This window comes from Proteus sp. STS61-E, from assembly GCF_040932335.1.
GTDB lineage: Bacteria > Pseudomonadota > Gammaproteobacteria > Enterobacterales > Enterobacteriaceae > Proteus > Proteus mirabilis_B.
The window spans coordinates 161735-174608 of sequence record NZ_JBFQGE010000002.1 but is presented as its reverse complement, the minus strand read 5'-3'; the positions used below and the strand labels follow the sequence as shown (position 1 = coordinate 174608).

The window sequence follows — 12874 nt, the reverse complement described above, 5'->3', positions numbered from 1 at the left end:
TTTGTCTAATTATGCTTTTAATTCGTTTTAAATAATAAAAGCGCTTAATGCTGGATCTATTTTATAAGAATGGTATGGTGTTAAATAATTACTTAAAATTATAAATTTAAATATTTGTAATTAATTGAAAGAGGTTAAATTTTTAATTTAAATAAGGAAAATTGAAGTGGATAATAATCATAGATTTTTTTCTGATGAAGTGTGTCCTAAAACTGCATTATATGGTCAATTTTATGGTGATAATCACTATGCTGGTCGAGATTACGAGCGCAAAATATATTATGGGAATAAATTCCCAAAAACTAAGAAAGGTTTTTATTTTAAAAAATTAATGAATTTTAAATAATAAAAATAAAAAGCAAATACGATAAAGTCATTTTAAACAAAAATATCAATGTGGTTTAAACTGATATATATTTAGAAATAAATTGATGATTGCGTAACTAATACAATTTACCGCGCTGAAAAATAACAGCGCAGCAAAATTTATTATTAAATCTTTTCAATACCAATAGGTTGATAACCTTGCCATAACGGTTTGAAATGTTCACCTGAATTATTTGGTATTAGATGAATGTATAAATCACCGATTTTGCTCAATAAAACGCAATCATCAACATCTTTCAGATTGTCTTTATGTTGTTGCTGACTATTTACTAAAAGTGTTGCAATAGTTCTCTCTTTAGCTTCATTTGCTGATTTAGCAACAAATAAATCAAACTCATGCAGTTCAGCTAGATTTGATGGATGATAGCCTCCCACATTATTCTAATGGTGTGATCACTATTTTTTCATCATTAACAGTTATCTCACCTAAATGAACTGTCCATTTAGCGAAAATCGCCGTAAACTCTCGCCCTATATGGGTGGGGATATAAGTACGCTGAATTTAAACAAACCTCGCTTTAGCAGATTTTTTTGATACTTGTGTTCATTATAATTTTTATATTGATAACCTATTTGTATTTAGAGGTGATTGTGAAAGGTAAAAGAGTTTTTATTATTCATGGATATACGGCATCTCCGGAAGATAACTGGTTTCCATGGTTAAAAGAAAAGCTTGAAGCTTTAGGATGTGATGTTGCTGTTCCAGCTATGCCCGAATCTAATTCACCAGAACCTAAAAGGTGGCAACAACAGCTTATTGATGCAAATATCAAACTCGATAAAGATACCATTCTTATTGGGCATAGCCTTGGTTGTATCACGCTTTTACGTTTTCTTTCTGAGCAAGCCTCTGAGAATGTAAGAATCGGTGGATATATTTTAGTTTCTGGTTTTGACCGTAAGCAGGATACCTTGCCCGAATTAAATTCTCATATTTATGAGCAATTAGATTATAACAAGTTGATTAAGGCATCAGATAAAAGAGTATCGATAATTTCATCTAATGACTGGGTTGTAGATCCCCAAGCTTCTAAAGATTTGGCTAATAGCCTACAAACTGAAATTATCATTGAAGATAATGCAGGGCACTTTCTTGATAGAGAAGGATATACTGAATTACCAATAATGCTTGATGTATTTAAAAATATGCTTTAATAGATATAGTTTATAAATTTAAAACCTCGCACTAGCGAGGTTAGCTTTCGTTAACGTAAGGGATTTTCAAATTTAAAATAATTATTTTAATTTATTTTTCGATTTGTTTTTTATAGAAGCTATTGTGATAGCTAATATACTTATTAGTAGTGAAAAAATAAATGAGGCGAAAAAGATAAGAACATGTACTCCAGGTATCCAATCTATTTCAGATACAAAAATAGGATTTAGGTAAAAAGTAACAAGCATAAGCAGTAAGCTAACTACAGCAATGATAAAAAAAATTTTCGCTATTTTCACCGTATGCTCCATTTAAATGATATTTATTCGTTTAATGTTCAATCCTCTAACAGTTTCTGATAATTTATATATTTATTATATAGGATTAATACCTTTTCAAGATAATGTTAACGTATTTTTATATAATATGAAAAAAATAACTTTAATCGAATGATAGCTTGTTGAATAACCACAATTTAATCATAATTAGAAAAAAATTTCCTTATCGTAATAATAGTTATTCCTCCAAGAAATATAATGAAGGAAATAAGTAAATAAAATATTAAAAAATTAGCATCACTCTCTTTAAAGATCATCATTATTAATGAAATAAATAGAAAAAATAAAAAGAATTTTTTATCACTCTTAACCATGCAATATATGTAAGAAACGAAAATAGATATTAAGAGAAAACTGAAATAAGCGATAAGTAAAGCAACAAACTCCAGGCTGTTAAAAAAATTAGCAGGTATTTCATTTTCGAGGGATAACATTATCAGCACGATAGCGGTTGCTATAAAACTCATTAAAGTAAAGATTAAAATAACAAACTTATCAGTATATAAAAATGACAGTTGTTTAAAACAAATAACTCTTATAGAAATTTCTAAAGAAGATACCAACACGACAATGCTGATAAAAAAAATAGCAGAAGAAGTAGCTAACCAGATAATATTATCATAGCCAAATGTAGATACGCTGAGATAGAGCGAGGCTACCAAAGATAATAAAGGAGATATAAATGTTAACAACTTTTTGTTTTCTTGTTTGTCGTTCATATTCCTATCCATTATAAAAACAACAAGATATCAATTAGACATTAGAGTTTGATAACCGAGTGATTGTACAATGCGCTCGGCTCCATCGGACATCGACACTACTGTGTTTTCAAATACTGAATGTACTTTGAGGCTGATACTTACTTTAAATTGATATTATTATTTTTAGCCCACTTTCTTAATCTTCCATTAGCGTTAGCATAAGGTGAAGATGTGTTAAATGATATCATCCGACCCATTGTCCATTTTGTGTACCATGGTTTGCCATACAAAATATCATCCGTTCGTTCATTAATAAGTTTCACAATTTCATTTTTTACAGTCTGAAGTTCAGCTACTAGCGAGTCATAATTTAGCTCTCTGTAATCCGAGTAAAATTTTTGAGCAAGAAGGCCAAGTTGGTTCCACTTATAACCCGTATCTGGAAAATCGACAGGTAGGCCTTTGGCATCAGAAGTGATCCATTTTACAACAAGCGCATTCCACCCGAGCAAATAAGAAACAAGATTATGAACACTCATCTCTGTTCCTTTGGCGTGCCCATCCATTGAGTGTTCAGATGTCATTTCTGCTGGGATTGCATTTAAATAACTCATTAATTTATTGAAATTTTTATCAATAGCTAAAAGTAATTCAACTTTTGTTTGTGGTACGCTCATAAGGAATTCCATCTCATTAAAATAGATAACCATAAAGGTTGTGTCGTGTTTGAAAACAAATTAATTATTTACTATCGACCACAATATGGGAAAGACTCTTTTATAAACAGTATAAGCGTTGATTTTTGAATATAATTGGATCTCTATTTTTAAATAGTGGGCGATTTATTCTTTACCATACTTAATTTTATCAGAGCTCCGCGACTGTGGAGCAGTTTTTGTTAACTAACTCACTTGTTTAATATGAAAGAGTATCTGATTCATCCAACGAGAAGAATATACAGCCATTCAAAAACGTGGCTAATATAATAATGCTAAGTATGTGTATCATTTTTTCATATTGTCGCCTATTCCATTTTATGGAACTTATGAGATTGATTAACATAATAAAAAGATTTTACTCTTCTTTAATCAAGGAAAGCTTCTCATATCATGCATCAAGCATTTCTTGTTTCTTTCTTAAGTAATCATATCTATCGTTTAATTTATCTTTTTTAGTTAGCCTACAAGATTTTTTTTACATGATTAGTTAATAACTTAAGCAAAAATTATAGTATAGAAACAGGGCGAGAATTGAGCTTTAACTAGGGTAAATCTGATGGGGGTTTTACACCAGTTTTACACCAAGCAAATTTTAGACATAAAAAAACCAACCGTAAGAGGTTGGTTTTTCTAAAGAATTTTGGTCGGCATGATAGGATTTGAACCTACGACCCCCGACACCCCATGAAACCGATTTTAAGTTATCTAACACTTTGATTATAAATACAAATAATAAATTTATATGTAATTACATACAGTGCTAGATATACAAAATATGCATTATAAGAATCAATGGGTTAAAGGGAGTTTTACCACTATATTTATACCTGTTAGCTCAGGTTTGAGCTAACAGGTCTCGTAAGTAGAACATGACTAAATAAGGATGCTTGTTCTGAGTGATACAAACTTTGTTAAAAACGGAAAGATTATAATTAACTACCAAGAAAGAGTTTTATACGGTATTGCAGATTCTATAAAAAATATTTAACACCTGTCAGAAAATTAAAGAGGAGGCAGATTTTTTATCTGTCTCCAACTTTCCATATTTATATTGTCGGCACCTTGGCTTTCACGTAATTTTTCTCGACAAACTTAATAAGTCGATCTTTAGTCTGTTCAGTATAATATACCTGATATAGGTTTCCTTCTTTACGTTTTTTAATGCGAATAGGAGGGGCGTCAGACCTCATAATAATCAATTGACACATTTCATAACCGTATTTAAAGTTGTCGTGAAATATAAAACAACAGAAATTCAACTGATTTAGTTTGTTTTTTTGGGTGGTATTCTGAATGGTTTTATTAATATTCAATAGTGATGGAGTTATAATTTGGTTGTAATGATATTCAACGGAATTAATGTTCCTTAAGTAGTCATAATTATCTATCTGGTAACGTTCGTGAATTAAGAAACCATCTTCCATATAATTTGACAATATTAAATATGGATCATTTATATTAACATAGCTAGTTATAGGATTATGGGTTAATTCAATAAATGCATATGTGAGGTCGATTTTATTAAACTTTCCATCGTAAAAACTAACAATTTCGTAACCTGACCCAAATAGATCCTTTATGCTTTCTGGGTTATTATTGCTACTTATTTCAGCCAATTTTAATTGAGCGATTTGTTGTATGGCAACACATACCGAATGTGCAACAAGTTCATCATCTGAAGGTTGTTGGTGCATATTGGGATTATTATCTAACCATCTTATGTAGTCAGTAATAGCTTGACCTCCACTACCTTGGTATATAACTTTACCTAAAGTATCTGAAATAGTATTTTTACAGTTAAGCCCACCTGAGATTATTTTCTCATCACCTATATTGTATAAATAAATAATAGCTAGTTCATTATTTTTATCAATATTTGTATAAGTGTTTTCTATGTCACTAATTGATAAAGTTCTTTCTTTCAATATCTCGCTTAAGGCTGTAATAAATTGATGAGCCAAAGAAACTTTGCCTGCATATGCAATTGCACAATAATCAGACAAAATTTGTATTTTTTGCAAGTTACCAGCAATATAAGCATTGCTGTCAGCTATAGTGGAACTCCTTTCTCCTAGAGTGGGCAGGACTAGTGTGCTTTCATTTTCTTGTTGAGATGTTATCAATGTATCTGCAAGAAGGACTTTACATCCATAAATATCGTAACTCGCTATTACCGTCATTTCCTTGTCCTTGTGATCAATTATTGCATGGTGATAGTTTTGGTTAACCACTTGAAAGTTAATTGGCTGGAATATATACAGATTTCTATTGATTAATTGAATTCACAGCATATAGTAGTCTATCAAATCTGAGCTAATAAAATTCAAGCAATCTCACAATGTGGCACTTCAACCCATTGTACATGGTTTTCTGTATAAATCTTTGTCGACTCGGCATCACTATGGGCCATTCGAGCTTGTGGATCAAAACCGCGTTGTTTAAACATAAAGGCCGCTAATGCTCTTATTTCATGAAAAGTAGGTCTTTCATCTAAAGGCAAATGACTGGCAACGCCCACTTGATCACGTAACGCTGAAAATGCACGGCTAAGGTAATCAGGTGCAACTTGTGTTGGATGATTAACTTCTTTACTTACCTTATTTGGGATACGAGTAGGTAATCTATGCACAATATAGGGGCTTGCCACATTGTCACGGCTATTATCGATGATTTCTTTTAATGCCTTTCCTATGGGAATAGCAACGTGAGAAGCTTCTTTATACTGTACTTTCTGCCTATGGATATAGATCATTCCATATATCCCATTTTTAGGCTCTTCATACCAAACACACCCACATATTCCTTCTTTAGGTGCTTTGATATTATATTTTATTCGTGATACCTCAAGCCTTGCTTGCGTTGTCTGTAATGCGAGATCCATTGCTGTTCTTAACCAAGGTTCTGCAGATGCTCGAATTTTAAGAAAATCCTCATAAGATAATCTTCTCCGTTTTTTGCCATCGACTCTTTTCATTTTCTTACGTTCTGCTGGATTATCGAACATAAGAGATTCATCTATCGCATAACTGAAAATCTTCTTTAAAAAACCTACTTTTCGATTTTGTACATTGGCAGAAGCTTCAGCATGATATTCATTAATAAATCCATTAACGTGTTCCAAAGATATTTCATTTGATGGAATATCCTTAAAAAAGTATTTCACTCTTTCTAGGTCGTTAGTCCAGTCATTTAACGTGCTTTTAGATGGTTGTTCATCATTGATGATCCGAGAAAACAATTTGTCTAAATGCTCAGAGAAGGGAAGGGCTTCACCATATTGCCCTCCCGAGTCAATAATTAATGAGTTAACAGAAACACATTTTTCTGGTCGCATAATATTGTTGTATTCTCTGGCTATTGCGATAGCTTTTGCTTTATCAGCACCAATACATTTGCGAATACCGTTAGTTAGCGTTAAGCGATATTGTTTTTTAGATGAATCGTAATATAGAAAGTCAGGTAAATGCCTAAATTCCTTTCTTCTTGGTCTACTGGCCATATCAAGAAGCCCTTATTAACTCATCAACACATGAAGAAATAACGGACTCTATACCCCAACGTTCTGATGAATATACCCAAACAGAACAATCAACGACTTTACCTTTTAATATGCCAGTCTCTACCCATTTTTTTATGGTTCTATTATCTGGAATAGAACCTATTTCAAATTCTCGTTTAGCCCACGCACTAGCTTTCATCAGTTTTCCGCTCATTTTGGTCTTGCCTCATCATCAATAAAATAAGTCGGTCTGCTGTATCACAGGAGTGTTTGATTTCAGCGTCAGTGCATGGTCTATTTCTTACACTGAACGCTAACCGACCTAATTTAATATCAAAACTTGTTAATAATTGGTTCCCTGGTTCCCAAGGTGTTAATAATTTCATGGTGGTCACTCATTGGTCTTGAATAAACCACCATGCTAATAATAACGAAAAGTAAAAACTGATTATGCTTAATCAACTTTTTACTCGAATAATTCCCTCCACTGGATAGCACTCTGCTATTTTCCCTTTGGTCGCGAGTAATTCCTTATCAATTAAACAATTTTGTTCATCGGAGTAAATGTAACCATAGGGTTCGAACTGACAAATCATCGAACTACATACCAAAAGGAATAAACCATACATTACTGTTCACTCCTTTGTTGCTCAGCGGGAGTAGGCTGAAGTTCAATTTTGACGTGCGCTGGAAAATCGTATGAAACATGGCAACGTCTATCTGTTGAAACAAAGCCATGTGTACCATCAGGTAATGTGATCTTTACGGCTTGGTCTTTTTGTTGAGAGTGTCTTAGCATTGGTCTTGCCTCTTCGTGACATGTCACGCTAATGAATGATAGCTGTATTTATAGGATGCCCCAGTTGTAGCAATAACGCTTTTTGCATCGATGAAAGGGCTTGCTGTTCTTGCTCTGTGACATTTTTTGTTGATGCCGTAGACCATTCGATACTGCATTTATTTGTTGTTTCATCATGAGTGATGACAACTTCTAACTTCATGGCCATAACGTTTATCTCCTGATAATGCGCCCAATAAAGGGCGCTATTATGAATTAACGAACCATTAATGATCGGTCACCAACTTCTAAGTGAGCACCAGGTATTTCAATTCCGTTTTCAATCGCTTCTTTGATGCCTTTTTTATCAGGTGCAGTGATGGTTTGAACATCAACCAACTCATCCGGCAACAAAGCCTCATTGTCAATAATGACTCGAACAACACCAGCTCTAGCAGTGAATGTATTTTTTGTTGTTTTTAATTTATCTAATCCTGAAGCTAATAAGCAGTTAAGAGCATATTTCTTTAGGTTTTTAGCTTGGTTTTCGAATGATTTTTTACGATCAGATAAACGTTTAGATTCCTCATCAAGTGTTTTAGCTTGACCTTCGATATTGCGAACGTGATGCATAATTGCATCCAATTTATCGCCTAATTCTCCTTCAATACCTTCTAGGGTGTCTGCAATATCTTCAGGAGAAAATTCTCCTTTTTCGACTAATTGTTGCAATTTTTCATAATTGGTCGCCAGTGCGATAGCAGTAGTTTTGGTCATTAGATTGCCTCTTCTTTCTGTTTCAGTTGGTCTAAACACTCTTTTTCGATTTGGTTTAATCGACGTAAACGGCCGGATAAATATTTCTCGTAATCGTTGTCACGACGTTCTTGTGCTGATTTGATATGTGCAGAAATTTCGCGCGTTAATGTGGATGCAATGCCTCGCAATTCATTCTCAGTAACAGCACTACGCATAACTTCCGTATGTTTAGTAAATTTCTCGTCTAATTCTTTGCGAATGCGAGTAATATCTTCAGCTTTCTCACTTGCATTTTTAATCTCAAATTCAAGTTTGTTGCTTGCTAAATATTCAGGGTTATCATGCATACCCATAAAAACATCAGAGCTAAAGCCAAGCATCGATAGGGCTTTTTTGATTGCATCAGTAAGTGATTTCTTAATAGCTTCAGGATCTGATTTCATTCCCCTAGTTGTCATATATCTGTAAGGGGTAGCTCCATAACTTTCAAATTCAGCTTTCTTACCTTTTTCGGTTATGTACCAGAATTTAATTTTGATAGAGTGATTTTCTTCATACTTTAGAGAACCATCACCATCGCGTAGAAAGCGAACACCAATTTGTTTGTTGTTTTCGTCAAATACTCGTTCAGTTATTGGGTTTCCTGGTACAAGCTTTTCTTCGATAACTTCGTAACTCCATCCTTCACCGATAGGACCAAATATTTCAGTAGCGCGCATAATCATGTAATTGCTGTTTATGCTAGTTCCTACAAATCCCATACCTTCTAACGGCTTAGTAAAGCGAGGGTCTGTACGTTGTACACGCTTCCAAATATTAAGATTATTTGCATCACCTAAGTTAAGAACTTCATCAAGCACACTAGCTCGTTGCTCAAAATTATCGTGTTGTACTGATGGTGTCTCAGACTCTTTAGGCTCTTCGGGTTCTTCAGTTTGTTCGATCACTGGAGAAACCTCTGCTTTTGGGGTTTCTTCTTGTTTCTTACGTGAGCGCTTAGGCTTGGTTTCTTTCTCAACTGTATTTTCTTTGGATACTAAAGATGCATTATCTGTTTGATTTAACTTAGTAGTAATTTCTTCTTTTTCAGCGTTGCCAGCAGGCTTGTTAATACCTAAATGCAGATCAATAAGTTCTTTTCGTGCATTGGGGTTATCTAATAGCTCAGGCTGTTTTTTGCTTTCAGTTATTAACGCGAAAATCTTTTCACGAGGTATATCTAAGATGCCAGCTGTTGTGCGTAAATCCATTGACCAGAGTTTCCATGCTTTGTTGTCATCATCTATTAGTTCTTTGGCCTTCTTTACTTGAGATGCGAGGACATTATTAGGGTCAAAGTCATCTAACAGTGCTAAGGCGATTTCAGTATCTATGGTTGAATAGTTACGCTTGATAGAAGATGTTTCTTCTTGTGGTTGTTCTGGTTGTTCTGGTTCTTCTGTTAGCCAACTTTCACCTAATGACTTAGCTTCTTCAACGGTGACATCTTCATTAGCAAACTCATAGATAGCCTGTGCTATTTCCAGCGTTTGCTCAGCATCCATCAAAGAAAGTTTTGTTATTTCAGCAAGGCCTGTGGCGATATTACGAATTTTGGGATCTTCTGTGCCAGCAAGATATTTCAATGTAAAAGAGAACTCTTTGTTTGTTATTTGAGTCTTCCCAAATAACAGCAGGCTGGCAATACGAGGTTTTGTGGCCAGCTTTTTAAATTCTCTATATTCGATAGGTTTCCATTGAGTACCGTCATACTCATTTTCAACAGCAAATTTTTCATCGAAAGCATCTAAAGTAGGGCATACAGAACCGTCAAGATGTTCACTAATTAATGGCTCATCAGTATTAAAGTTATCCATTGCTTCTGGATATGCTTCAGACAACTTTACTACTGCAGTTGCTGTTGCCAGCTTTGCATTAGCAGTGCTTAATGCTATGGCCAGCGGTACAGCTCCGTTATTTGTACGAGCCTCGGTCGTAGGCTCAAATACACAGATAAAAGTTTTCATTGGTCTTGCCTCTTAGTAAGGGATTTCTTCGTCAGTTTTCGAAATGGGTTTGCCTTCCAAGCAGAGAAGCATTTGGATTTGATCTTCTAACAAGCTTGATTTCACTTGAGCATTAGCAAGAATTTTTTCTTGTTCATTACGTAGAAAATCAATTTCAGCGTGAACGAGATCAGTTTGAGTTGGCTCTTTAAAAGGAACATCAACAGTGTGTTCTGCAATAACGAAACCTAGCCCCGCATTGGGATCGGCTTTAAATGCGTAGGCGTTATATTGATAAGAACCATCGAACTGTTTTTGAGCATGAATATAGAGTGTGACTGTTAGGCTTTCAGGTTGTGCTTTCATAGCAACTCCTTTAAAATAACGGCGATCAGTGATTTATCATTGGTCTTGCCTCTTCTAGCGTTTGGTCGCGCTAGTAGAACTCTCGGTTAGCTTTGGTCGGCGACCCGAGGTAAAGGAACCCACTTCGGTGGGTTTTTTTACGTCTTTAACTTATTGCTCGTCTTTCCGAGCCGTCATGGTCATGTCTTTGTAGCTTTGGTCTGAAATATTCCCTAGTGCTGAATAAGAAGCTCTGAACACTTACCTAAACACTTGCTGTGTTGTTTTTGTTGTTAGTAAATCTACAAGTTAAAATTGAATATTGCAAGTCTATTTTACAAATAATTCTTGTAATTGTGCGTGTAAAAAATTACAAGAGCTATTAAGCCCCTGTAATTTAGTTTGAATTTTATGAAAGGATTTTAAGCGTAACGCTTGTATGTTCTAGATTGACTGAGGAGGATTTTACCAAAAATGAAGAATTGGTCTTCATCTTCTTTATCAATATCCCAATCTCGGTAATTGGGATTATCAGAGATAACGGTTAATTTATTCTTTATCATTTGAAGTCTTTTAATGTGCAATGTTTGACCAAAAATGAAAACGTAAATACCATCACCATCAAAATAATCTATGTGAACATCTATGAAAACCTGGTCTCCTGGTTCAATAGTATTTTGCATACTATCACCAACCACGGTGATCATTTTTATATTAGCACTAGGTCTGTTGCCAAATAAACGGAGTGCTTCATCAGATGTATATTCAATAGCTCTAATTGTTTCAATAAATTCACTTTTATTAATAATGCCAGGGCCTGCGCTTGCTTCTATATCAAGTAGTTCAACAAGATAAGAATCACTCTTACGGACAACTGGCTTATTCATTACTTCAGTTGAAACATCACTCATAAAAAACCAATGTTCTGGATATCCTGAGAGACTAGACAATGCTGTTAAATTATTACCCCTAGGTGCTGTTTTACCGCTCACCCAAAATTGCACTGATTGAGGGCTAACACCGAGCCTACGAGCTAATTCTGATTGAGACCAGTTTCGCTCGGTTAGTATTTGGCTAATACGTGTAGCTGATACTTCATTCGGATTCTTTTTCATAAAATTATATTACAAGCTTTCCTTGTAGGGATCACTTCAAGAAAAACTTGATATTATTGTGTGTTTGATTGTAAGATTAACTTGTAATTCAAAAAGGAGAAAACAATGACACCTTGTATAAAAAACAAAATTATCAATCTAGCGAGCCAATCAGAGATTGCTAGACGATTAAATACGAAGCCTCAAACAGTGCATTTATGGTTCAAAAATGGCGTTCCTGCTCTAAAGGTTTTAAGCCTGTGTGAATGCTTAAATTGGCAAGTAACACCTCATGAGGTTGCGCCAGAAATTTATCCTAATCAGTTTGATGGGCTTCCTAAATCATCATCAGTATTACAGGTATCAAATTAAAAAACTGATTATGCATAATCAATTTTTTAGCGACAGGAGACGCAAAAATGAATTTTGATATCAATATTATCAGAGCTGAAATTGAGGACTGGGCAGTAGAACAAGGACAAGAGCATGTCGCTATTGAGATTAGTCGAGCTTACTTACGATTAGTGATTAATCAAGAAAATGGTCGATTACATGTAATTGAGGATCAAACTGGCAGGGCTGATTGGAAAGCAATCAACAACAACCGGCAACAAATTTTTCGTTGGTTACGTGGTGATTCTCGTGCATCTCAAAGAAAAATAGCTGAGCTAATGCCTGCGATTGAAATGGCACTACCGGCGTCGAGACTGGCTAGAGTTCGTGGAGACACCAAAAATTATTTAGCAACAGTGGCCATTCAGCGTTTTGCTGATGCTATGACAGAAATTTTATTAGAAGGTCGTGACATGTCACACCAAATAAACAATGTAGTACGTGCATTAAATGAGATATCACGCCCGACCAGCGTGCATTAAGAGGCAAGACCAATGATTAGATCAACTGAAAAAATTACATACCGTAATGGTTTTATGCTGAATGATAAACCTGCTCATATTTCAGAAATTGAAGATATTTTTGAGAGTAGGCGTGTTATTGCGTTGTTAGTTTGGGAGCAGTATGAGAAGCAAAAACAAAAATTACTGTCGAAGAATTTAACGCCTGCACAGTATCAAAGCGCATGTCGCTCCATAGCTAAATCACTGGGGGTGTAAC

The 12874-nt window shown here is 34.6% G+C and carries 16 protein-coding genes and 1 pseudogene; 5 read left to right on the top strand and 12 right to left on the bottom strand.

All coding sequences use genetic code 11. The features are described 5' to 3' along the window. Positions 1-166 precede the first annotated feature (166 nt). Positions 167-346 carry a hypothetical protein gene (locus tag AB4J89_RS06640; protein WP_088493237.1) on the top strand — a complete coding sequence of 60 codons (180 nt, stop codon included), beginning with the start codon at positions 167-169 and terminating at the stop codon, positions 344-346. 146 nt (positions 347-492) lie between these two features. On the opposite strand, the pseudogene AB4J89_RS06635 reads toward AB4J89_RS06640, so the two are convergent. Then, positions 493-765, bottom strand: a pseudogene (locus AB4J89_RS06635) (DUF1543 domain-containing protein); the annotation flags it as partial. Positions 766-978: 213 nt separating this feature from the next. On the opposite strand from AB4J89_RS06635, the gene AB4J89_RS06630 reads away from it, so the two are divergent. Beyond that, positions 979-1542: an RBBP9/YdeN family alpha/beta hydrolase gene (locus AB4J89_RS06630; protein ID WP_368468657.1), complete on the top strand. Its 564-nt coding sequence runs from the start codon at positions 979-981 to the stop codon at positions 1540-1542. A gap of 476 nt (positions 1543-2018) precedes the next feature. On the opposite strand, the gene AB4J89_RS06625 is transcribed toward AB4J89_RS06630, so the two are convergent. The 11 genes from AB4J89_RS06625 to AB4J89_RS06575 form a co-directional block, all read right to left on the bottom strand. Continuing rightward, on the bottom strand, positions 2019-2600 hold the full coding sequence (locus AB4J89_RS06625; RefSeq protein WP_368468655.1) for a hypothetical protein: 582 nt from the start codon (positions 2598-2600) through the stop codon (positions 2019-2021). A gap of 140 nt (positions 2601-2740) precedes the next feature. Continuing rightward, entirely contained in the window at positions 2741-3259 is a 519-nt protein-coding gene (locus AB4J89_RS06620) for a ClbS/DfsB family four-helix bundle protein (RefSeq protein ID WP_088493232.1), read from the bottom strand. Between the two features lie 1088 nt (positions 3260-4347). Continuing rightward, the gene (locus AB4J89_RS06615; protein WP_368468653.1) at positions 4348-5481 is read right to left on the bottom strand and encodes a hypothetical protein; all 1134 of its coding nucleotides are present in this window, start codon (positions 5479-5481) and stop codon (positions 4348-4350) included. Between the two features lie 143 nt (positions 5482-5624). Then, positions 5625-6800: a tyrosine-type recombinase/integrase gene (locus AB4J89_RS06610; RefSeq protein ID WP_368468651.1), complete on the bottom strand. Its 1176-nt coding sequence runs from the start codon at positions 6798-6800 to the stop codon at positions 5625-5627. 1 nt (position 6801) lies between these two features. Further along, entirely contained in the window at positions 6802-7014 is a 213-nt protein-coding gene (locus AB4J89_RS06605; protein ID WP_099659432.1) for a hypothetical protein, read from the bottom strand. Between the two features lie 414 nt (positions 7015-7428). After that, the gene (locus AB4J89_RS06600; protein ID WP_020945461.1) at positions 7429-7599 is read right to left on the bottom strand and encodes a hypothetical protein; all 171 of its coding nucleotides are present in this window, start codon (positions 7597-7599) and stop codon (positions 7429-7431) included. A 28-nt stretch (positions 7600-7627) separates the two neighbouring features. Further along, positions 7628-7807: a hypothetical protein gene (locus AB4J89_RS06595; protein ID WP_049199463.1), complete on the bottom strand. Its 180-nt coding sequence runs from the start codon at positions 7805-7807 to the stop codon at positions 7628-7630. A 47-nt stretch (positions 7808-7854) separates the two neighbouring features. Further along, a complete protein-coding gene (locus tag AB4J89_RS06590) occupies positions 7855-8355 on the bottom strand; it encodes a siphovirus Gp157 family protein (RefSeq protein ID WP_368468648.1) in 501 nt (166 codons plus the stop codon). After that, entirely contained in the window at positions 8355-10343 is a 1989-nt protein-coding gene (locus tag AB4J89_RS06585; RefSeq protein WP_368468646.1) for a hypothetical protein, read from the bottom strand. The genes AB4J89_RS06590 and AB4J89_RS06585 overlap by 1 nt, the downstream gene beginning before the upstream one ends. 12 nt (positions 10344-10355) lie before the next feature. Then, entirely contained in the window at positions 10356-10688 is a 333-nt protein-coding gene (locus AB4J89_RS06580) for a hypothetical protein (RefSeq protein ID WP_368468644.1), read from the bottom strand. 401 nt (positions 10689-11089) lie between these two features. Next, complete coding sequence (locus AB4J89_RS06575; RefSeq protein WP_368468642.1) at positions 11090-11782, bottom strand: S24 family peptidase; 693 nt, start codon at positions 11780-11782, stop codon at positions 11090-11092. A 105-nt stretch (positions 11783-11887) separates the two neighbouring features. On the opposite strand from AB4J89_RS06575, the gene AB4J89_RS06570 reads away from it, so the two are divergent. Genes AB4J89_RS06570 through AB4J89_RS06560 form a run of 3 tightly spaced genes read left to right on the top strand, consistent with a single transcriptional unit; the run spans position 11888 to position 12873 of the window. Next, entirely contained in the window at positions 11888-12133 is a 246-nt protein-coding gene (locus AB4J89_RS06570; protein WP_100159634.1) for a YdaS family helix-turn-helix protein, read from the top strand. A gap of 47 nt (positions 12134-12180) precedes the next feature. Then, positions 12181-12636 (top strand): toxin YdaT family protein, encoded by a 456-nt coding sequence (locus tag AB4J89_RS06565; protein WP_098943543.1) that lies wholly within the window; start codon positions 12181-12183, stop codon positions 12634-12636. A gap of 12 nt (positions 12637-12648) precedes the next feature. Next, a complete protein-coding gene (locus AB4J89_RS06560) occupies positions 12649-12873 on the top strand; it encodes a hypothetical protein (protein WP_099659439.1) in 225 nt (74 codons plus the stop codon). The last annotated feature ends 1 nt before the right edge of the window (position 12874 follow it).